General features: G+C 44.7%; 19 protein-coding genes and 2 tRNA genes. 14 read left to right on the forward strand and 7 right to left on the reverse strand.

Annotation, left to right across the window (positions count from 1 at the left end):
- The first annotated feature begins 147 nt into the window (after positions 1-147).
- The 10 genes from infC (at position 148) to P3T48_RS04350 (ending at position 6,030) form a co-directional block, all read left to right on the forward strand.
- Positions 148-834 (forward strand): translation initiation factor IF-3, encoded by a 687-nt coding sequence (gene infC, locus P3T48_RS04305; protein WP_158463938.1) that lies wholly within the window; start codon positions 148-150, stop codon positions 832-834.
- Positions 835-915: 81 nt separating this feature from the next.
- Positions 916-1,113 (forward strand): 50S ribosomal protein L35, encoded by a 198-nt coding sequence (gene rpmI / locus P3T48_RS04310; RefSeq protein ID WP_022111351.1) that lies wholly within the window; start codon positions 916-918, stop codon positions 1,111-1,113.
- A 39-nt stretch (positions 1,114-1,152) separates the two neighbouring features.
- Positions 1,153-1,497 carry a 50S ribosomal protein L20 gene (gene rplT / locus P3T48_RS04315; protein ID WP_022111350.1) on the forward strand — a complete coding sequence of 115 codons (345 nt, stop codon included), beginning with the start codon at positions 1,153-1,155 and terminating at the stop codon, positions 1,495-1,497.
- Positions 1,498-1,789: 292 nt separating this feature from the next.
- A tRNA-Pro gene (locus P3T48_RS04320) sits at positions 1,790-1,863 on the forward strand.
- A 32-nt stretch (positions 1,864-1,895) separates the two neighbouring features.
- Positions 1,896-1,969, forward strand: a tRNA-Pro gene (locus P3T48_RS04325).
- A gap of 73 nt (positions 1,970-2,042) precedes the next feature.
- On the forward strand, positions 2,043-2,618 hold the full coding sequence (locus P3T48_RS04330; RefSeq protein WP_022251610.1) for a cytidylate kinase-like family protein: 576 nt from the start codon (positions 2,043-2,045) through the stop codon (positions 2,616-2,618).
- 29 nt (positions 2,619-2,647) lie between these two features.
- Complete coding sequence (locus tag P3T48_RS04335; RefSeq protein WP_022251611.1) at positions 2,648-3,007, forward strand: CidA/LrgA family protein; 360 nt, start codon at positions 2,648-2,650, stop codon at positions 3,005-3,007.
- Positions 3,004-3,696, forward strand: a complete 693-nt coding sequence (locus P3T48_RS04340) for an LrgB family protein (RefSeq protein WP_276505781.1) — start codon at positions 3,004-3,006, stop codon at positions 3,694-3,696. The genes P3T48_RS04335 and P3T48_RS04340 overlap by 4 nt, the downstream gene beginning before the upstream one ends.
- A gap of 123 nt (positions 3,697-3,819) precedes the next feature.
- A complete protein-coding gene (locus P3T48_RS04345) occupies positions 3,820-5,334 on the forward strand; it encodes a right-handed parallel beta-helix repeat-containing protein (protein WP_276505782.1) in 1,515 nt (504 codons plus the stop codon).
- Positions 5,335-5,361: 27 nt separating this feature from the next.
- Positions 5,362-6,030 (forward strand): tetratricopeptide repeat protein, encoded by a 669-nt coding sequence (locus P3T48_RS04350; protein ID WP_276505783.1) that lies wholly within the window; start codon positions 5,362-5,364, stop codon positions 6,028-6,030.
- Here P3T48_RS04350 and cdd read toward each other — a convergent pair.
- The 3 genes from cdd to P3T48_RS04365 are packed head-to-tail and all read right to left on the reverse strand — an operon-like array spanning position 5,992 to position 8,755.
- Complete coding sequence (gene cdd, locus P3T48_RS04355; RefSeq protein ID WP_022251615.1) at positions 5,992-6,471, reverse strand: cytidine deaminase; 480 nt, start codon at positions 6,469-6,471, stop codon at positions 5,992-5,994. The genes P3T48_RS04350 and cdd overlap by 39 nt on opposite strands.
- Positions 6,472-6,513: 42 nt before the next feature.
- The gene (locus P3T48_RS04360) at positions 6,514-7,800 is read right to left on the reverse strand and encodes a M64 family metallopeptidase (RefSeq protein ID WP_276505784.1); all 1,287 of its coding nucleotides are present in this window, start codon (positions 7,798-7,800) and stop codon (positions 6,514-6,516) included.
- 28 nt (positions 7,801-7,828) lie between these two features.
- Positions 7,829-8,755, reverse strand: a complete 927-nt coding sequence (locus P3T48_RS04365) for a glucosaminidase domain-containing protein (RefSeq protein ID WP_276505785.1) — start codon at positions 8,753-8,755, stop codon at positions 7,829-7,831.
- 92 nt (positions 8,756-8,847) lie between these two features.
- On the opposite strand from P3T48_RS04365, the gene P3T48_RS04370 reads away from it, so the two are divergent.
- Positions 8,848-9,255, forward strand: coding sequence for a 2-amino-4-hydroxy-6-hydroxymethyldihydropteridine diphosphokinase (locus P3T48_RS04370; RefSeq protein WP_158463944.1), 408 nt, complete (start codon positions 8,848-8,850; stop codon positions 9,253-9,255).
- A gap of 8 nt (positions 9,256-9,263) precedes the next feature.
- Here P3T48_RS04370 and nrdG read toward each other — a convergent pair whose 3' ends face one another.
- The 4 genes from nrdG to P3T48_RS04390 all read right to left on the reverse strand — a co-directional run bounded on the left by nrdG (position 9,264) and on the right by P3T48_RS04390 (position 14,860).
- On the reverse strand, positions 9,264-9,779 hold the full coding sequence (nrdG, locus tag P3T48_RS04375) for an anaerobic ribonucleoside-triphosphate reductase activating protein (RefSeq protein WP_276505786.1): 516 nt from the start codon (positions 9,777-9,779) through the stop codon (positions 9,264-9,266).
- Positions 9,780-10,003: 224 nt separating this feature from the next.
- Entirely contained in the window at positions 10,004-12,226 is a 2,223-nt protein-coding gene (locus P3T48_RS04380) for an anaerobic ribonucleoside triphosphate reductase (RefSeq protein ID WP_158463946.1), read from the reverse strand.
- Positions 12,227-12,527: 301 nt separating this feature from the next.
- Positions 12,528-13,361 carry a type II pantothenate kinase gene (gene coaW / locus P3T48_RS04385; protein ID WP_022251621.1) on the reverse strand — a complete coding sequence of 278 codons (834 nt, stop codon included), beginning with the start codon at positions 13,359-13,361 and terminating at the stop codon, positions 12,528-12,530.
- A 29-nt stretch (positions 13,362-13,390) separates the two neighbouring features.
- Entirely contained in the window at positions 13,391-14,860 is a 1,470-nt protein-coding gene (locus P3T48_RS04390; RefSeq protein WP_276505787.1) for an SLC13 family permease, read from the reverse strand.
- Positions 14,861-15,103: 243 nt separating this feature from the next.
- Between P3T48_RS04390 and P3T48_RS04395 the strand changes: the two genes are divergently transcribed.
- From P3T48_RS04395 to P3T48_RS04405, 3 genes are all read left to right on the forward strand, one after another.
- Positions 15,104-15,388 carry a hypothetical protein gene (locus P3T48_RS04395; protein WP_276505788.1) on the forward strand — a complete coding sequence of 95 codons (285 nt, stop codon included), beginning with the start codon at positions 15,104-15,106 and terminating at the stop codon, positions 15,386-15,388.
- Between the two features lie 675 nt (positions 15,389-16,063).
- Positions 16,064-18,658 (forward strand): DNA gyrase subunit A, encoded by a 2,595-nt coding sequence (gene gyrA, locus P3T48_RS04400; RefSeq protein ID WP_276505789.1) that lies wholly within the window; start codon positions 16,064-16,066, stop codon positions 18,656-18,658.
- A 41-nt stretch (positions 18,659-18,699) separates the two neighbouring features.
- Positions 18,700-19,899, forward strand: coding sequence for a hypothetical protein (locus P3T48_RS04405; protein WP_276505790.1), 1,200 nt, complete (start codon positions 18,700-18,702; stop codon positions 19,897-19,899).
- Positions 19,900-20,048 lie beyond the last annotated feature (149 nt).

The following is a 20,048-nucleotide window of genomic DNA, read 5'->3' on the forward strand; positions in this document are numbered from 1 at the left end:
CTTGTAAGTGAATTTTGCGTGATTTTTTTATTACCAGCAGCAAAATATGTGGCAAAAATTAAAAATAACTCTTTGAAAATTTGGAGAGTTGACTAAAAAATCGTAACTTTGCAGCCGTTTAATAAAAAATTGACATTAGAATAGTTAATGAAGAATGACAAAATGAAAAATCAGTATCGCGTAAATGAACAGATACGCGTACGTGAAGTAAGAGTAGTGAGTGAAGGCGGATCTGAAGTGATGCCAACACGCAAAGCCCTTGATATGGCTCGCCAAGAAGGAGTAGACCTCGTGGAGATTTCTCCAAATGCACAGCCACCTGTTTGTCGTATAGTCGACTATTCTAAGTTCCTTTACCAGCAGAAGAAGCATGCAAAGGAAATGAAGCAGAAGCAGGTGAAGGTAGAGACTAAGGAGATTCGTTTCGGACCTCAGACTGATGAGCATGACTATCAGTTCAAGTTGAAGCACGCACAAGACTTCCTTAACGAAGGTAACAAGGTGAGAGCCTATGTGTTCTTCCGTGGTCGAAGCATCCTTTTCAAGGAGCAGGGTGAAGTTCTTTTGCTTCGTTTTGCCAACGACTTGGAAGAGTATGGCAAGGTAGAGCAAATGCCTAAGCTTGAAGGTAAGAAGATGTTCCTCTATCTCAGTCCAAAGAAGGCTGGTGTAGCCAAGAAGAGCCAGCAGAAAATGGATCGTGAGAAGCGTGAGGCTGAAGCCAAGGCTGCTGCACAGGCAGAACGTGATGCCAATGCAGAGAAGAATGGTTTGCTTGCCAACGCTAAGGGTGGTGATGCCCTGAAGAAACTCGCAGAGAACAACGAGGATTAATAGAGAAAAAAGAGATGCGTAACGCCGTGGTATATGCGTTGCCATCCGTTAAATAAATAACAATTTAAATTAAAAGTAAAAATGCCAAAAGTAAAGACTAATTCCGGCGCAAAGAAGAGATTCCGTTTCACCGGTACAGGTAAGATCAAGCGTCATCACGCTTATCACAGTCACATCTTGACTAAGAAGACAAAGAAGCAGAAGAGAAACCTCCTTGGTGAGACTCTCGTAGATCGTTCAAATCTGAAGCAGGTACGCGACTTGCTCTGCCTTCGTTAATTATTAACTTTTTAGTCGAACTTTTAAAGAAAGAAAATTATGCCAAGATCAGTAAATCACGTTGCATCTAAAGCAAAAAGAACAAAAATCTTGAAGCTCACTAAGGGTTATTATGGAGCTCGCAAGAATGTATGGACAGTAGCTAAGAACACTTGGGAGAAGGGTCTTACCTACGCTTATCGTGACCGTCGTAACAAGAAGCGTAACTTCCGCGCATTGTGGATTCAGCGTATCAACGCAGCTGCGCGTCTTGAGAACATGAGCTATAGCCAGTTGATGGGTGCTCTGCACAAGGCAGGTATCGAGATTAACCGTAAGGTTCTCGCTGACCTCGCTGTAAACAACCCTGAGGCTTTCAAGGCTATCGTTGACAAGGTTAAGTAATCGAGTCAGTACATTAAGCTAAAATAAAAGTTGCATTTCTCACGTTTTATTCGTGGAAATGCAACTTTTTCTTTTAGTATGAAACTACGAGGATGTTCTGTAAATCATATTGTTGTTGTGTGTAGAGGGCTGTTGCTCCTGTCTATGATTGCTTAGATGTTCTTTTTTTGTGGCATTTTTGGAAAAAAGTTAATGAAAAATTTGGTGGAATCAAAAAATAGTACTACCTTTGCAACCGCAAATCAGAAATGCAGTTGATACTGTGTACAAGATGAGCCAAAAAGAATATAAACGGGGTGTAGCGCAGCCCGGTAGCGCTCCTGGTTTGGGACCAGGTGGTCGCAGGTTCGAATCCTGTCGCCCCGACTTATTCTTAGTTCATTTATACATTGTATTTACGGGGTGTAGCGCAGCCCGGTAGCGCTCCTGGTTTGGGACCAGGTGGTCGCAGGTTCGAATCCTGTCGCCCCGACAATAAGGCTAAGAAGAATTTTCTTCTTAGCTTTTTTGTTATATGTAAATTGATACACTAAATAGTTTTCAGTATGATAATAACAATAGCAAGGCAGTGCGGTTGTGGTGCTGCAAATGTTGGTAAGTTGCTTTCAAAGCATTATGGTATTCCTTTTTATACTCGTAAAAACTTGCTGGAGATGGCTGACAAAAGAGGTATGCTTGATGAGATGGAATCTTTTTTTGATGAACGTCCTGTCGATGAGTTGCTCTTTGCCATTTCTTCTTTTGGAGAGAATAGACGAGACTTGACGGAAAAGCCATTGCATGCTCTTGCTGCAATGATAGGAGATGAGGACTGTATCATCATTGGAAGATGTGGTAATTATATTTTCAGAGAGCGCAAGGATCTGGTATCGCTCTTCTTGAAAGGAGGTCTTGATGAGCGTGTGGATGCAGTTCAACAGGAACAACATATTTCTTTTGCGGATGCCAAGGATTTCGTAGAACATACAGATGAGTGCCGTGAGGCTTATCACAAATATTATACGGAGTTGACATGGGGTAATGCTCAGGATTATGATTTGTGTGTTGACAGTGTGCGTTTGGGTACAGAGAAAACAGCGAGATTTATTGAGCAGTATATTCAAGAAATAAAAAACAAATAATGTTTTCTTAGAAAACCATATAGTTAACAATGAAATATCTCATACAGTTTTTGATTATCATCGCTTTTTCTTTTATGGGTGAATTGCTCCATTACTGCTTGCCGTTGCCCATTCCAGCGAGTATTTATGGTATTGTCTTGCTCTTTATGGCTCTTGAACTGAAATGGATCAAAGTGAAGGATATTCGTGAGACAAGCAGCTTTCTGATTGCAGTCATGCCGGTAATGTTCATCCCCGCTGCTGTAGGACTCATAGATTCGTGGTCGGCTATCAGCAATGCCTGGTTGCAATATGTAGTAGTTACTATCGTCAGTACGTTTGTTGTAATGGGAGTGTCGGGAGTTCTGACGCAATATGTTATACGAAAAGGAAAGGAAAAGAAAAAATGATGTCTGTATTTCAAGATTCGGTATTTTTCGGTGTGCTGCTTAGTTTGGCATCTTACAGCATTGGTCTGGCTTTGAAAATTAAGACGGGTTGGTCTTTGATGAATCCTCTTTTGATATCTATCGTGTTGGTAATTGTGGTTCTGTTGATAACAGGTGTCAGTTACTCTTCGTATAATGCCAGCGCCAATTGTATCAGTTTCCTTCTCACTCCGGCAACCATATGTCTTGCTGTGCCTTTGTATCAGCAGGTGGAACTATTGAAGCGTAATTATAAGGCAGTGCTGATAGGAATCTCGTCGGGTGTGCTTGCCAGTTTGTGCTCTGTATTGATTCTGGCAATACTTTTTCATTTCGATCATGCCGCTTATGTCACGTTCTTGCCAAAGTCAATCACGACGGCGATAGGTATTGGTGTGGCAGAAGAGTTGGGAGGACATGTCTCTGTATCGGTAGTAGTCATTATCATTACAGGAGTGTTGGGAAATATCTTTGCTGAGGTCTTCCTTAAGTTATTGCGTATAGAAGAACCAATTGCCAGGGGTATAGCCATAGGTTGTTCGTCTCATGCACTTGGTACAGTCAAGGCCATGGAAATGGGAACGATAGAAGGAGCTATGAGCAGCCTCTCTATTGTGGTATGTGGTGTGATGACCGTTATAGGCGCTTCTATCTTTGCCTTGTTCTTGTAGGGTAAGTTGGTGGTGAGTGCACGAAGGGAACTTTTGGTGTGCATTATTTCTTAAATAGCCTTAACTTCTCACATGTGAAATGGCATAAAGCAATAAGATGGGAATTTTTTCGTTATATAGATAATGAAAAAGATTAAAGCTATATTTTATATAATATGTGTAGTCTTCGGACTGATGACAGCCTCGTGTGTAGATGATGATAGTTTTACAACATCTGCAAGTGATGTGCTGTCTTTTTCCGTGGATACGTTGAGTCTGGACACAACATTCTCTAACGTACCTACACCTACTAAGACCATGTGGGTTTATAATCGCGCGGGCAAAGGTATCAGATGTCAGTCTGTGCGACTGGAAAGTGGTAATCAGAATGGTTTCAGAGTCAATGTAGATGGTACTTATCTTGGACAGGCTTCTGGTTTTCAGACTCAGGATGTGGAAATACGCAAGGGAGATAGTATCAGGGTGTTTGTTGAGCTTACTTCCAAATTGCAGCATACTGATGCGCCCAATCTGGTAGAAGACAATCTGATTTTCCTGCTTGAGAGTGGTGTGCAACAGAAGGTGAACCTCAATGCATATTCCTGGGATGCCGAGTTTTTGAAAGATAAGATAATTGCCAAGGGGGTAAACGAAGTCTTTTCGAATCAGGGAAAACCGATTGTCGTATATGGAGGCATCAAGGTAGACAGTACTGCCACATTGACAATCAAGCCAGGTGTGAAACTTTATTTTCATGAGAATGCCGGACTTGATGTATATGGAACACTGAAGATAGAAGGTGAAAAAGGCAACGAGGTTTTGTTGAGGGGAGACCGCATCGACAATATGTTTGACTATTTGCCTTACGACCGTACTCCTGGTCAGTGGCAAGGCTTGCGACTTCGAAGTTCCTCGGTTGGAAACAAAATTCAGTTTGCAGATATCCATAGTGCGTATAATGGTATAATGGTTGATTCTTGTCATGACGAGACTGTCTCAAAATTGTCAAAATTAGAACTGTTGCAGTCTACTATTCATAATTGCCAGGGATATGGAGTTATGGTAGACTCTGCTGCCATAGTCAAGATAGAGAATTGTCAGATATCCAATACGCTGAATCATTGTCTTTATGTCTATGGCGGTTCGGTAACTATGAATTATACTACCTTGGCTCAGTTCTATCCATTTGATTCTCGCCGTAAGTCGGCATTAGGATTCAAGGCGCCTGTATATCAGTTGGATGTAACCAACTCTCTTGTCACGGGCTATGCTGATGATGAAGTGGTATGGACGCCAGTAGAGGAACAACCTCTGAAAGCTAACTTCAGTTACAGTGTATTGCGTACAGTGGAGATGAATGACAAGGATAAGGAAAAGTGTCCTGATGTAGTCTTTGGTGACAGTATTCTCTATGAGAAAGGTGATTCTATAGAGCGTGAAGGTAAGTACATTTTCTTTGGAAAAGAACATTTCGTGAAATTTGATACAGATAATTTAGTATATGACTTCCGTCTTCTAAGTAAGTCGGCAGCTGTGGGATGGGCAAATCCTAAGTCATCGGCACCTGATAGAGACGGCACAGAACGAGATCAAGAAAAACCTGATGCAGGTTGTTATCAGCATCGGGAAAAGGCAGAAGAAAGCGAAAGCGGCAAATAACAGAAATTGGCAAAGAAAATGACATATATGCAGAACTTGCTATATAAGAGCAAAGGGTTGGCTACGAGATGGCTAACCCTTATTGCTTTTGTTTTCGTTTGTCTTTTGACACATGCCCAAAGCGCTCCAACCCACAACAAGCAAAAAGATGCAGAGCTATTGGGTAAGGCTTTGGAATACTTCGCTTCTCAGAAATATCATGAGTGTCTGCTTATCCTACAGGGACTGGATAAGCAATATCGTCTGAACCCTCGTTATAAAGCATATTTGGGTGTATGCTATTATTACGAGTGGGACTATGAGAATGCCGTAAAACATCTGACTGTCGCAATTCCCAAGTTGGTGAACTTCGCACCCCATGAGCGTTCTTTTTACTATTGGGCCTTGGCTGAGAGCTATTTTAATCTCAGGCATTACGAGAAAGCTGTACCCTGCTATCAAGATATGCTCAAACTGTGCTATGAAAAAGAGCGTGCCGAGGCATATTACCGTTTAGGTTTCTGCTTTCTGTTTGGCGAAGACTGGGCTGATGCATGGAGCAACTTTTATGCAGCCCAGAACTGTTTTCGTAAATATCGGACAGGCGAAGAACCTGCTCGTATGGCGCAGATAGGAAATATGCTGAAGGCACTGAATGGCAAAGTGGCAGGCGAGGCTTTAGTGCATATTGGCATCAACAAAGCTAAAGGGAAGTAAGTCCTTGATGCTTTCAAACACATAGATGCCCTCTGTGCCGTATAGCAAGATGCGTACAGGTCGCTGGTAACGGTCTTCTATCTCGAGTACTACTTGTCGGCAGGCACCGCAAGGTGATATGGGCGACTTCAGCAATCCATTGACATTTCTTGCGGCTATGGCAAGGGTTGTGATAGGCTGATCGGGATGATTGGCCTGTGCGGCAAATATGGCTGTACGCTCAGCACACAGTCCAGAGGGGAATGCTGCATTCTCCTGATTAGCTCCAATAACAACATTTCCGTTTTCTAACAAGCAGGCTGCTCCTACGTGAAAGTTGCTGTATCGTGCATATGAATTATTTGTTGCGTCAATGGCTTTTTGTACCAATGCTTGTTCTGCAGGGGGCAGTTCGTCGGGTTGTACTAATAGATAATTGATGGCTGTTGTCAGTTTTTTCATATCAGTTTTCTCGTTTAATGGTTACTTAAAGGATTTTTATCTTTATTTGGTATAGAAATCTATGACGCGGCTGATAGCCTGTTGGCAGACTGGGCAGAACTCAGGATTCTGATTGGTTCTCATGCGGCAGTCTTGTGTGCCTCGGTATACGCCTTTGAGGCTGTAGCCAGCTCCTTCGTAGACGCCTACTTTGTTCATCACGTCTTTGGCTTTGCGTGAGAGTGGGGTAGGAATAGGCGTGCCAGGCTTGATCAGGTTTTCCCATTTTCCTTTGAAATCGACCAGTGTTGTGATGTTCGATTCCCATGGTTCCACATCGTGTGGATACATCGGAATGGCCTCGTCCTCGTATGCGTATTCATCAGCCAGTCCGGCAAAAGAATGTCCGAACTCATGTACTACTACGGGTTTGAACCATTCGTTGTGGGTCATTGAGAGATTGTAGGAGTTCAGAATTCCGCCTCCTCCATATTTCTCAGTATTTACTAATATAATAATGTGTTCGTAGGGAGTGCCAGCAAGCCAGTTGTGTACATCTTTGAGATGGAGTGTGGTAAGATATCTGTCACTGTAGAACGTATCGAAATGTGAACTGAGTGCAGTGTTCTTCCAGATGCCTTTGGATGGCTCGCTTGTTCCGCTTTCTTCTGAATCCGATTTAACGGCTATGATGTTAAACTTGTCTTTCTTGCTTTTGAATGGTTCGTGCGCAAACAATGCATCGGTAGCTGTCTGTGCATCTTTAATGAACAGTCCCATTTCTTCCTGCTTGTAGCCTTCTGCCAGATAGGCAATATGGATGCAATTGGTGGTGTCGGCTGCTTGATGAAGTGTTACAAAGGGAGTTGGATTCTCGCCTTTGTGTCTTATCAGGATGTCGTCGGGCACTATCTGATGGGTGAGTGTACTCATGATTTCGCGACGGTTGTTGCGCAGGTCGATGGTTACATCAATCGTGTCTTTTGGCATGGGTACTAAAAAGATGCTCTCGAAACTCTTGGTCTGCGTTTTGGCTTCTGGGTAGGTGAGCCATTCCTGAAAGAGTGTAGAGAAGGAATTGCGATAGATAATATTGCCGGATTGATGGTCGCGGACCGTGATTTGCCCATTACCTTCCATTGGCAATTCTTTGAGCCGATGCCTCTTCCCATACCATCGTGGCATGACATTGAGTTCGTCGACTGCAATCATCTGCTTTTGTGAGTTGCCGGCAAAGATATAGTCGATTCGTAGAGTTTTATCTACGAAATATTTGCCAAAGTCCTGTGCACTTGTGATGCCTGGCATCATTGTGAGGATTATGAGAAGTGTCAATATGCTTTTTTTCATCAGACTGTCTTGTTATTTTTGTTTATTTTTATCTTACTTTCAACTGTGCGCCCGGACGGATTTGGTAGTCCGGAGACAGATGGTTCATCTTGTACAGGTACTTCAGACGTATGCCGTATTTCTGTGAGATGGTGTACATGCTCTCACCTGGCATTACTGTATGAGGACGGCGCTTGTACTGTTTGGGTGCCTTTTTGCGTTTCTTCTTCAGATAGATGACGTCGCCCTTGTGCAGAATGGCCTTCTTGTCTCTTTCGTTGTATTTAGCCAACTTTCGCCAACTGATGTTCACTTCTCTTCCTATGCTTTTGAAGGTATCGCCTTCACGAGCATAAAGATAATAGTTGTCGTTGAAAATATGTATGGGGTGTAATGTCCCTTCTGCATTGATGGGAACATCTGTTCCGCTGTGAGTTGCCATAAAGCGGTCGAAGCTTTTGGCTTTGTCATAGTCTTGTAGCCTGTAAAGTTCTATGATTTGAATGAGTTTGTTGGCATATTGGGGATTAGTGGCATAACCGCACGACTTAAGTCCATGAGCCCATCCTTTGTAATCTGTGGTGTTGAGACAGAAAAGGCGTGAATAACGAGGTTGCTTGGCCAAAAAACGGCTGTGGTCTTCATAACTCTCCTTGGCATCCTGATACACTCTGAAGCATTCGCCGCGTGCGTCGTCATCGTGGTATTGGGTAGGACCTGTCCAGTTATGGCATTTGATGCCAAAGTGGTTGTTGCCTTGTCTTGCGAGATCGCTCTGTCCAGCTCGGCTCTCAAAGAGTCCCTGGGCAAGAGTGATACTTGCGGGTATGCGGTAACGAAGCATCTGCTCGATGGCGAGATCCTTATACTGGTTGATGTATGTCTGATAGCTTTGATTCCATTTCATTTGTGCGCTACTGGTGGCGCACATAAGTAGCATGGCGAAGCTTATGATATGTTTACGTATGCAGTTCATATTGCAAAAATATAAAAAAATACGGATAACAGGTGTTTTTTTTAAGTATTTTCACTAACTTTGCACAGCAAAGAACCAAAAAGGTAACTATAGTGACAAAAATTATCATTTCTTTGGGATCTAATACGTTTCCCGAGCAACATATAGAACAAGCCATCTGTTTGCTGCGACAAGCTTTTGGTGAACTCATGGTTACTCGCCAGCTGTGGACAGAACCTATCGGAATGGAGTCTTCCTGTAAGTTTTTGAATATGCTGGTGATGGTTTCTTCTGCAAGGTCAATGCAGCAGGTGCAGGAAGAACTGAAGCGGATAGAAGTTCTGTGCGGAAGAAAACCTGAAGATAAGGCTAAGGGGACTGTGGTTGTTGATGCAGACTTGCTGCTTTACAACGACAAGCGCTGCCATTTGAATGACTGGCAACGCGATTACGTGAAAATATTGATGGCTGAGTTGGATGCTTCCTATGCAGATTTTTCAGCAAGCAATGATATTGTGTGATGTGTCTGTCAGAGTTGTGGGTTAGGGTTGTCTTTTGTGAAGATGAGTTCTACTACTTCACCTTTTTCCAATGACTTTCTGACGTTGATGATGCGCTGATTGCTGCTGCCACGGAAGAACAGGTCTTCATCGCGCAAGTCTTTGATGAAGGGACCGTCTACCAGTACATCAATCTGTTGGAGCAAGGCGAGTTGCTTGGGGTTTTTCAGTAAGTTTTCATATTTGTATCCGGTAAAACACCAAATGGTTTTGTCACTTTCTTTGCGTATCGCTTTTGCCAGTTCTGTAAATCCTTCTGCCTGGAACATAGGATCGCCACCAGAGAAAGTGACATTGGCAAAGGGATCGCTCATGATTTCTTTCATGATGTCGGCTGTCGATGTCATGGTTCCGTTTTTAATGTTCCACGACTGTGGGTTGTGGCATTCGGGACAATGGTTAGGACAACCTGCACAATAAATAGAGGTCCGGAATCCCGGACCGTCTACCATTGTGTCGTGTACGATGCTTAAAATGCTAATCATCTTTGTGTTATGCAATTGTCAGAATTTTCATTTTTTGTATCTTCATCACTCAACTTTCGCAAATGGGGAAGTTAAAGAATTTAAAGAAGTTAGAGAAGTTAAAGCCATATGCTTTATAGCTAAATATACAACCAAAAAGGCTATTGGCTATAACTTCTAACGACCGAAGGAAGTGATAACTTCTTTAACTACTATAACTTCCGTACATGCGAAACTTCAGTCACTTATTGCTTGGGTGTGTCAATATGGGTTACACGGTCATGGAGTTCGGCCAACTTTCCGCTGTTCCAACGATCGGTAGTACCTACAAGATAACCGGTAATTCGCTGAAGCTTGTCGATGTGGTGGCTTCCGCACTTAGGACATACTTCCAGATTGGCATCTGCATTCTCATATCCACAGTCAAGACAGCGATTGCGGTTGTGGTTTACTGATCCATATCCCATGTTATATTTGTCCATCATATCAACTACACTCGAGATGACAGAAGGATTATGGGTTGCGTCACCGTCAATTTCTACATAGAAAATGTGTCCACCACGTGTGAGGTCGTGATAAGGCGCCTCAATCTGTGCCTTTTTCAAGGCTGTGCACTTATAGTATACTGGAACGTGGTTGGAATTAGTATAGTAGTCGCGGTCGGTCACGCCAGGGATAATACCAAACTCCTTGCGGTCTTTCTTTGTAAACTTACCGCTGAGTCCTTCGGCTGGTGTGGCGAGAATAGAGTAGTTGTGATGATACTCCTCGCTGAATCCATTGGCTCTGTCGCGCATATAGGTCACAATCTTGAGTCCGAGTTCTTGTGCTTCCTCGCTTTCACCATGGTGGTGACCAATGAGGGCTACAAGGCATTCTGCCAGACCGATAAAGCCTATACCCAAAGTTCCATGGTTGATGACACTTTCTATAGATTCTTCTGGTTTCAGTTTCTCGGCACCTATCCAGAGATATTTCATCAGCAGCGGGAACTGCTTGGCCATTGCTGTCTTCTGGAACTGGAAGCGTTCATCAAGTTGCTTGGCTGTAATCTGCAGGATGTTGTCCAATTTTGCAAAGAACATGTCGATGCGCTGCTTTTTGTCCTCTATGCCCATGCATTCGATGGCAAGTTTAACAATATTGATGGTAGAGAAACTGAGGTTTCCACGTGCAATACTTGTCTTCTCTCCCCAACGGTCTTCGAACACGCGGGTGCGGCAACCCATTGTGGCAATTTCCCACTTGTAGCGTTCAGGATCATCTGCATGCCATTTCTCATTCTGGTTGAATGTGGCATCGAGGTTGAGGAAATTGGGGAAGAAGCGACGTGCTGTCACCTTGCAAGCTAATTGATAGAGATCATAGTTGCGGTCTTCTGGGAGATAGTTCACGCCACGTTTTTTCTTCCAAATCTGGATAGGGAAGATGGCAGTCTCACCGTTGCCCACACCTTCGTAGGTGCTTTCCAGAATCTCGCGCATGATGCAGCGGCCTTCAGCACTGGTGTCTGTACCGTAGTTGATGGATGAGAATACTACCTGGTTTCCACCACGTGAGTGAATGGTGTTCATGTTGTGGATGAAAGCCTCCATTGCCTGATGTACGCGGTTTACAGTCTTGTTGATGGCATGCTGTTCCAATCGCGCGTCTCCTTCCAGTCCCTCGAGGTCTTTCTGCAGATAATCGTCAATCTCTATATTATAAAGGTGTTTTAAATCCTTTCCTGTCAACTTTTCGAGATTTTTCACCTCTTCCTGATACGACATGCGTACATAGGGCGCAAGATAGAAGTCGAATGCAGGGATGGCCTGGCCTCCGTGCATCTCGTTCTGGCATGTTTCCAGCGAGATACAGGCCAGGACGGCTGCTGTCTCTATGCGCTTGGCAGGACGGCTTGAGCCATGACCGGCTGTGAATCCATGCTGCAGGATGACATCGAGTGGATGCTGTACGCAGGTAAGACTCTTGGTGGGATAGTAATCCTTATCGTGTATGTGGAGGTAGTTGTGCTTGACGGCGTCGCGCGACTCTTCGCTCAGAAGATAGTCGTCTACAAATGGTTTGGTGGTTTCTGAAGCAAACTTCATCATCATGCCGGCGGGTGTGTCGGCATTCATGTTGGCGTTTTCACGGGTAATATCGTTATTCTTGGCATTCACAATACTCATGAATATATCGCGAGTCTTTGCTTTACGGGCAATACTACGCTGGTTGCGGTAGGCAATATAGCGCTGTGCCACGTCCTTGCGGGCGCTCTTCATCAGCTCCAGTTCTACAGCATCCTGAATGGCCTCTACGCTCATCTGGCTTTTGCCACGATAAGCCACATGGTCGGTTATTTGCTCAATGAGGGAGCTGTCTTCACCCTTGTCGGTATGGAGCATTGCCTTGCGGATTGCTGCCATGATTTTTTGTTCGTTGAAACCAACGATGCGTCCGTCGCGCTTAACTACAGTTTGTATCATTTTCTTGTTTTACTTTAAGGTATGTATTTAATTTGCTTAATACTAATTTATTACGTCAAAAGAAGGTGTAAAAACCTTAGTTTTGGACAATGCAAAGATAGTAAAGATATTCCAAAGTTGTACGTTTTGGACAACTTTTCTTGTGTTAAAATATGTCAAGTCGCTGAAAATCAGGTGTATAAAAAATCGTTTTGGACAACTCTATAAAATGGTGGTTGTCCAAAACGAATAACTTCTTGTTTATCAGTCCTTTCCTGTAGATGTGTATGGAAGAGGGCTTTGGTTGAGGTGTTTTTATGCTCTATTTTTGTTGACGCTTGTAGTCGAGTGCCGCACCAATGGCAGTGCAGAATTCAGAATACTTGGGTACATGGAATCTTACTCCGTACACCTTCTCCATAGCTGGATAAACTTCCCGGCACAAGGGCAAAAGCGACAGGTTGCCTATGAGTACGAAATCTTTGATGCCCGATTCGAGCGAAGACAGAATAGTGGCAGAACCGATGCATTGCAGCACCATCCAGATAAGGCCCTTTGCGATGTCTTCTCGAGAAGCATTGGTCTTGGCATTGCTGAAGAGTGACGCCACGGCACTCATAGGAAGTCCAGGAAGAGGTTTGGCGCTGATGTCTTTGATCAGGAGATTGATTTTTGATACATCTCCGTCTTTTGCAAGGTTCGTTATCTGTTTTATGTCATCGGTTTTAAGCATTATTCGGCTCAGACCGGCAAGTGTGCCTCCACCGATTCCTATTCCTCCGATGTGCTTGATGTTTTCGCCATCGCATTTTACCAAAGAGGTGCCTGTGCCCATGCTCACAACGATCATTCGGTCAAGTTTGCTTTCGTATTTTGCTCCCAATCCGTCTGCTATGAATTCTTCGCTTTTTGAGGTGGGCAAGCCGTATATGTGTTCGTCAATATAGGCTGCGCCTACTCCGGTAAGCATGACATGCTCTATTTCGTCCAACTTGATTTTGTTGTCGTGCAGATACTTGCCAAAGGCTCCGTAGAGCGAAGTGATGGGGTCGGTTGCCTTGATACGGATAGGGCTGATCACCATGCCCTTCTCGTCAATTCCTACAATCTTTGTTGTTGATATTCCAACGTCAATTCCGATTACTATTTTCTTCATTCGTGACTTTAAGTTTCTTTTTTTGCTATTTACAAGACTCCCATCTTGCAGAAAGTGATGAGTACAGCATATCCTATAATCATACTGATGACTCCTATGCTGAGACCTGCCTTCACCATGTCGGTTTGCTGTATCAAACCGGTAGAGTAGGCGATGGCATTAGGAGGAGTGGAGATTGGGAGCGACATGGCGCATGAAGCGGCAACAGCCATGCCTATTATAATGGTAGAAGTGCCACCTATGGCGTCGAGCGAATGTCCCATACCGGCACAAACCACGGTAAGGATAGGTATCAGCAATGCTGCTGTTGCCGTGTTGCTGATAAAGTTACTCAGGGTAAAGCATACGAGTCCTGAAACTACCATGATGACAAATGGGTTGAATTCGCCGAAAGGAATGCTCTTAACAGCTGCTTCGGCAAGTCCTGTTCCGTTCATGGCAAGTCCAAGTGCAAATCCGCCGGCAACCATCCAGATCACGGCCCAGTCTATTTCCTTCAGGTCGTTGGCTGTAATTACTCCCGTGAAGGCAAATACTGCTATTGGCAGCATGGCCACGGTGTTGGCATTGATGCCAAGATAGTTCTTGCCGAAAATCCAAAGCAGGATAGTGAGTACAAAGGTGCCTGCCACAACGATTGTTCGCCAGTTGAACTCGATTTCGCCTTCAATCTTCAGGTCGATGGTTCTCTGTGAGAATGGGAACATCTTGCGGATGATAAACCATGCAATGACGAGCATCACGATCACCATCGGGCACATAATCATCATCCAGTCGCCGAAACCGATATCGAGGTTCAGGCCGTCTGGAGCTGTCAGTACCTTATAGGCAAATGCGTTAGGAGGTGTTCCGATTGGCGTTCCCATACCGCCCAGGTTGGCTCCGATGGGGATGGCCATGGTGAGAGCTATACGCCCCTTGCCATTGGCAGGAAGAGCCTTGAATACCGGTGTCAGGAAAGTAAGCATCATGGCAGCGGTGGCGGTGTTGGATATAAACATGGAGAAAATACCAGTGATGAGCATGAAGCCCAAAAGCACATTTTCTGAACGCTTGCCGAAAGGAGCGATGAGTGTCTTGGCCATGAGTACGTCGAGGCGACTTTTGGTAGCAGCTATGGCCATGATGAAGCCTCCTAAGAAAAGGATGATGGTTGGGTCGGCAAAACATGCCATGATACCTTGGTATTCCAGCAGGTCTCCGTATTCACCCTCAGAACCTTGCATGATGTTGAAGGCTGAGTTGGACGCGCCAAACAGCAATACGAAAATGATGACCACGGAAGTGGCCCATGCCGGTATGGCCTCTGTCAGCCATAACATCACAGCCATCACAAAGATGGCGATGATGCGTTGTTGTACTACGGTCAGGCCTTCAATGCCAAAACAGTCAATAGGCAGATTCCATACCAAGACAGTAAGTAGGGCTGTGATGAGGAACATGAGCCCTTTCTTGCGATTGAAATCGCCTGTCAATGCTTTTTTTACAGTTTCTTTCATGTTTATAGTTGAATCTTTATGTTTCTTATGGACTTCGACTATGTATTTTTAGTTTAGGGGCAAAATTACATATATTTTTTGATATAGCAATAGAAAAGTATTTTTTTTTGCTTTTTTTTGTGTGATATATGTGGAAGTTTGAAGATAATTCATTATATTTGCAGCGACAAGTAATGCTTTGGGCATTGTTGAGAGAATGTGAATATCTAAATTTTATAAACAATTTATTAACTGTTATATATCATGAGCAATTCGAATTTGATCCTCTTAGTGGTTTTGGTAGTAGTCTTTGCTATTATTGTTTTCTCTTATCTTCACAAGCGTCATCATGAGTACAAAATGGCTGATATAGAGAAGGCGGTTCGCAAGGCATATGTTGGTGAGGCTACCTCTGTTAGCAAAGAGGAACTTGTCAAGGTGGTTAAGACTTATTTTCACTGCTCGTCTAAAGAGGCTTTATATATAATAGGTGTAGCTCGCCGTAAAAAGATCGTTGACATTGCTTACGGAAAGGTTTCGCTGCTTTAAATCGGGTGCAGTAGGCTTTTGCAGGCTTTTTTGAGGCTGTTGCATTATTTTTTAAGAATGACAATACAAGACGGGGAAGTTTTCTTCGGCCATAATATTCTTTGGCTTTTGCTGATGGGTGTTTTTTTGTATTTTTTGACGGAATGATGAGGCTTAATAGATGACAGGCCTTGGTCTTAATAGATGGCTTGCTTTGCCCGTTATTGTTGTACGTTTCGGTCTTAATAGACAGATTTAGTCTTTGTTTGGCTGATTTGGCTTAACAGAAATGTTTTAAGATCTCGCAACAAATCCTGAAAAAGGTGACAGGAAAGCTTTTGTATATTTATTCGCCAGTAAGCTATACTTAATTGTGAAAAAATAATTTTGTAGTTGTGAAAAAATATTTTTCCAGTTGAGGCGATATTGTTTTGCAGTTGAGATTTTCATTTTTTTGCAATTACTGCATGAATATACTAATGACACTTTTTGCCGTTAACCTCCCATGAAAAACAAAATAATGCTAAATTCGTGTTTTTTTTTTCGATTTGACGGCTTTTATTGAATTATTATTTGTACCTTTGTCGGGAATTAGCATTTGGCAAAAAGCGCTTAGAACGCAAAAAAAAGGCCTTAGAGGCGATTTTGCCGCAAAAATGAAGAATAAAACAATTAAAAATACAACGTTAGATTTAAATGGACGAAAATCAGACTCTTGATCATGACAGAATCATGAAAATCAACATCGAGGAGGAGATGAAGTCATCCTACATCGACTATTCTATGTCGGTGATCGTGGCTCGTGCCCTTCCTGATGTGCGTGATGGTTTCAAGCCTGTACATCGCCGTATCCTATACGGTATGTTGGGAATTGGAAACACCAGTGACAAACCTTATAAGAAATGTGCCCGCGTAGTAGGTGAGGTGTTGGGTAAGTATCACCCTCATGGCGACAGTTCTGTTTACGGTGCCCTTGTTCGTATGGGACAGGAATGGAACATGCGCTATACCCTTATCGACGGACAGGGTAACTTCGGTTCTGTGGATGGCGACTCACCTGCAGCCATGCGTTATACTGAGTGCCGCCTCTCCAAGATGGGAGAGCACATCATGGACGACCTGGACAAGGAAACCGTCGACATGATGAACAACTTTGATGACACCCTGCAGGAGCCTACAGTGATGCCTACCAAGATTCCTAATCTCCTCGTCAACGGTGGTAATGGTATCGCCGTAGGTATGGCTACCAATATTCCTACCCACAACCTGGGTGAGGTGATTGACGGTTGCTGTGCCTACATCGACAATCCTGATATCGATACCGATGGGTTGATGCAGTATATCCCTGCTCCCGACTTCCCAACAGGTGCCACTATTTATGGTATCCAGGGAGTGAAGGATGCTTACGAGACAGGTCGTGGTCGTATCGTGGTTCGTGCTACAGCCGAAATAGAGTGTGGCGACAGTCACGACAAAATCGGTATTACCGAGATTCCTTATGGTGTCAACAAGGAACAGCTCGTGATGGCCATTGCCGACCTTGCGAAGGAAGGCCGTGTAGACGGAATCGCCAACGTGAACGATGAGTCTGGTCGTCAGGGTATGCGTATCGTGGTAGACGTGAAGCGTGACGCCAACGCCAATGTACTGCTCAACAAACTCTTCAAGATGACTGCGCTACAGAGCTCGTTCTCTGTGAATTGTATCGCCCTTGTGGGTGGCCGTCCTCGCCTGTTGAGCCTGAAGGAGTGCGTGAAGTATTTCGTAGACCATCGTCATGACGTGACGATCCGTCGTACTCAGTTCGAATTGAAGAAGGCACAGGAGCGTGCTCATATCCTGGAAGGTTTGATCATCGCCTGCGACAATATCGACGAGGTGGTACATATTATCCGTGCCAGCAAGACTCCTTCTGATGCTCAGCGCAACCTGGAGAAGCGTTTCGAGTTGGATGAACTGCAGAGCAAGGCGATTGTGGATATGCGTCTGAGCCAGCTCACAGGCTTGCGCTTGGAGCAGTTGCACAACGAGTTTGACGAGTTGATGAAGACCATCGACTATTTGAACCAGATTCTCAATGACCCTGAGCTTTGCAAGAAGGTGATGAAGGACGAACTCAACGAGGTGAAAGAGAAATATGGTGACGCACGCCGCACCATGATCAAGCCCGACGACCACGAGTTCAATCCAGAGGACTTCTATCCCAACGACCCTGTAGTCATCACCGTGAGCCATCTTGGCTATATCAAGCGTACTCCATTGTCAGAGTTCCGCGAGCAGGCACGTGGTGGAGTAGGTGCCAAAGGTGCCCGTACACGCGACAAGGACTTCACCGAGTATATTTATCCTGCCACCATGCACCAGACGATGCTCTTCTTCACCAAGAAGGGACGATGCTATTGGCTGAAGTGTTACGAGATTCCTGAGGGCGACCGCAACTCTAAGGGCCGTGCCATCCAGAACCTTCTCAATATCGACAGCGATGACCAGGTGAATGCTTTCCTCCGTCTCAGAGGTTTGAACGATGCCGAGTTCATCAACAGTCATTATATTGTATTCGCTACTAAGAACGGTACGGTGAAGAAGACTTGTCTGGAGGCTTACTCACGTCCTCGTGCCAATGGTGTGATTGCCATCAATATCGTAGAGGGCGACGAGGTGGTTGACGTTCGTCTGACCAATGGTCACAACGAGCTGATTATGGCCAACCGCAATGGTCGTGCTGTACGCTTCGATGAGAATACTATCCGAACGATGGGACGTACCTCAACGGGTGTTCGTGGCATGCGTCTTGATGGTGACGATGATGCGGTAGTAGGTATGATCGTTGTCAACGATCCTGAAAAGGAAACCGTCATGGTGGTGAGCGAACGGGGTTACGGCAAACGTTCGGATGTGATGGATTACCGTGTGACCAACCGTGGTGGTAAGGGTGTGAAGACCCTGAATATTACCGACAAGACCGGCCGACTGGTAGCTATCAAGAATGTGACCGACGAAAACGACCTGATGATTATCAACCAGAGCGGTATTGTTATCCGACTGGCTGTGTCTGAGTGCCGCGTCATGGGACGTGCCACACAGGGCGTACGCCTCATCAACCTGGCCAAGAAGAATGATGTCATTGCCAGCGTATGCAAGGTGATGAGCTCGGAACTTGAGGCTTCGGTAGAGGAGGAGAGCAAGGCTGCATGGGCCAAGAAGAGCGAGGAGATAGAGGGTGAGACTGCATCTGCAGAGGGCGAGGAAACTCCCGATACAGAGGAAACTCCCAACATCGACTTCGAATAATGTGAATTAACAAATTAACACAAACTTAATTGATAAAGAACATGAAAAAGTTTATTGTTGCTGCTATGTTGGTACTAGGTGCCACATCAGCTTTTGCTGGCGACAGCGATGCTCTCAAGGCTGTGCTCAGTGCCAAGAAGTATTCTGAGGCCAAGGAATTGGTAAAGCAGAATCTTGCTTCTATGGCAAGCGACGCCGAGAGAGCCAAGGCTTACAACTACCTGGTTAAACTCAGTATGGATGCCTTCAACAAGGAGTCTGCCAAGGAATTGGAAGACCAGATTAAGAAGACAACTACAGCCGACAAGGAGTCGATGTACAAGAATGCCTACAATGCGCTTGCCTCTGCCATTGAGTGCTACAAGTACGACCAGCTCCCTGATGCCAAGGGTAAGGTGAAGCCTAAGTATAATGGCAACAAGGATCTCGTTTGGCCAGCCCGTATCCAGCTCGTTAATGCCGGTCAGGATGCTGCCCAGAAGAATCAGCCAGAGAACGTGCTCAAGTACTGGGGTACGTTCCTCGATACAGAGAATGCTCCTCTCTTCGATTCTAAGGTAAAGGAGAAAGAGGCAGAGAAGGATTACCTGGGTCAGGTGGCTCTCTTCGCCGCTCGTTATGCTTATCAGGCTAAGGACATCAAGCGCTGCGAGAAGTATTGCGACATCGCTATGAAGGATCCTGAGCAGGCTAAGGATGCTCTCAACCTGAAGCTCTACGTGATGAAAGACGCCTTGAAGAATCATGCTGACTCTCTGGCTTACGTCGAGAAGTTGAAGGCTCTCTATGTCAACGACGAGAATAATGATGTGATTCTGGACGGTCTGAACAGCATGTACTCTTCATTGAAGATGGAGAAGGAGCAGGTCGAGTTGCTCGACGGTGCTATCGCCAAGAATCCAAACAACTTCGTAGCTTTGGCCGACAAAGGTATGTATTATATCAGCAAGAACGATGCCGACAAGGCTATCGAATGCCTGAACAAGGCGCTTGCTGTACAGCCTGACAACGTGGTAGTGATGACTTATCTCGGTGCCTGCCTCAACGTGAAGGCTTCTAACCTTAGCAAGGAAGAGGGTAAGGCTGTTTACGAGGAGTCTATCAAGCACCTCGATAAGGCTAAGGAACTCGATCCAAACAAGGAGAAGGCCAACTGGGGCTACAACCGCTTCCAGGCTTATTATGGTCTCTACGGTCCTAACGACGCCAAGACAAAGGCTGCCGAGGAGGAGAGCCACTAAAAAATGACGAAAAAGCGATAAAATCGCTCTGAAACCGTGATATTTACCTCGCGTTATATCTTTTTGGGATATGGCGCGAGGTTTTGTTTTGTAAAAAAATCATATTAGATTTGGGAGGAACATATTTTTTTTGTAACTTTGCGCGCAAA

It is taken from the genome of Segatella intestinalis, assembly GCF_029348455.1.
GTDB lineage: Bacteria > Bacteroidota > Bacteroidia > Bacteroidales > Bacteroidaceae > Prevotella.

Excerpts from the sequence above, each read along its gene's own strand:
- P3T48_RS04360 (WP_276505784.1), bottom strand. The coding sequence starts at position 7,800 with ATGAAAAAAAGCATATTGACACTTCTCATAATCCTCACAATGATGCCA.
- P3T48_RS04390 (WP_276505787.1), bottom strand. The coding sequence starts at position 14,860 with ATGAAAGAAACTGTAAAAAAAGCATTGACAGGCGATTTCAATCGCAAG.
- P3T48_RS04380 (WP_158463946.1), bottom strand. The coding sequence starts at position 12,226 with ATGATACAAACTGTAGTTAAGCGCGACGGACGCATCGTTGGTTTCAAC.
- P3T48_RS04395 (WP_276505788.1), top strand. The coding sequence starts at position 15,104 with ATGAGCAATTCGAATTTGATCCTCTTAGTGGTTTTGGTAGTAGTCTTT.
- coaW (WP_022251621.1), bottom strand. The coding sequence starts at position 13,361 with ATGAAGAAAATAGTAATCGGAATTGACGTTGGAATATCAACAACAAAG.
- rpmI (WP_022111351.1), top strand. The coding sequence starts at position 916 with ATGCCAAAAGTAAAGACTAATTCCGGCGCAAAGAAGAGATTCCGTTTC.
- P3T48_RS04365 (WP_276505785.1), bottom strand. The coding sequence starts at position 8,755 with ATGAACTGCATACGTAAACATATCATAAGCTTCGCCATGCTACTTATG.
- P3T48_RS04350 (WP_276505783.1), top strand. The coding sequence starts at position 5,362 with ATGCAGAACTTGCTATATAAGAGCAAAGGGTTGGCTACGAGATGGCTA.
- cdd (WP_022251615.1), bottom strand. The coding sequence starts at position 6,471 with ATGAAAAAACTGACAACAGCCATCAATTATCTATTAGTACAACCCGAC.
- gyrA (WP_276505789.1), top strand. The coding sequence starts at position 16,064 with ATGGACGAAAATCAGACTCTTGATCATGACAGAATCATGAAAATCAAC.
- nrdG (WP_276505786.1), bottom strand. The coding sequence starts at position 9,779 with ATGATTAGCATTTTAAGCATCGTACACGACACAATGGTAGACGGTCCG.
- P3T48_RS04330 (WP_022251610.1), top strand. The coding sequence starts at position 2,043 with ATGATAATAACAATAGCAAGGCAGTGCGGTTGTGGTGCTGCAAATGTT.
- P3T48_RS04345 (WP_276505782.1), top strand. The coding sequence starts at position 3,820 with ATGAAAAAGATTAAAGCTATATTTTATATAATATGTGTAGTCTTCGGA.
- P3T48_RS04340 (WP_276505781.1), top strand. The coding sequence starts at position 3,004 with ATGATGTCTGTATTTCAAGATTCGGTATTTTTCGGTGTGCTGCTTAGT.
- P3T48_RS04335 (WP_022251611.1), top strand. The coding sequence starts at position 2,648 with ATGAAATATCTCATACAGTTTTTGATTATCATCGCTTTTTCTTTTATG.
- infC (WP_158463938.1), top strand. The coding sequence starts at position 148 with ATGAAGAATGACAAAATGAAAAATCAGTATCGCGTAAATGAACAGATA.
- P3T48_RS04405 (WP_276505790.1), top strand. The coding sequence starts at position 18,700 with ATGAAAAAGTTTATTGTTGCTGCTATGTTGGTACTAGGTGCCACATCA.
- rplT (WP_022111350.1), top strand. The coding sequence starts at position 1,153 with ATGCCAAGATCAGTAAATCACGTTGCATCTAAAGCAAAAAGAACAAAA.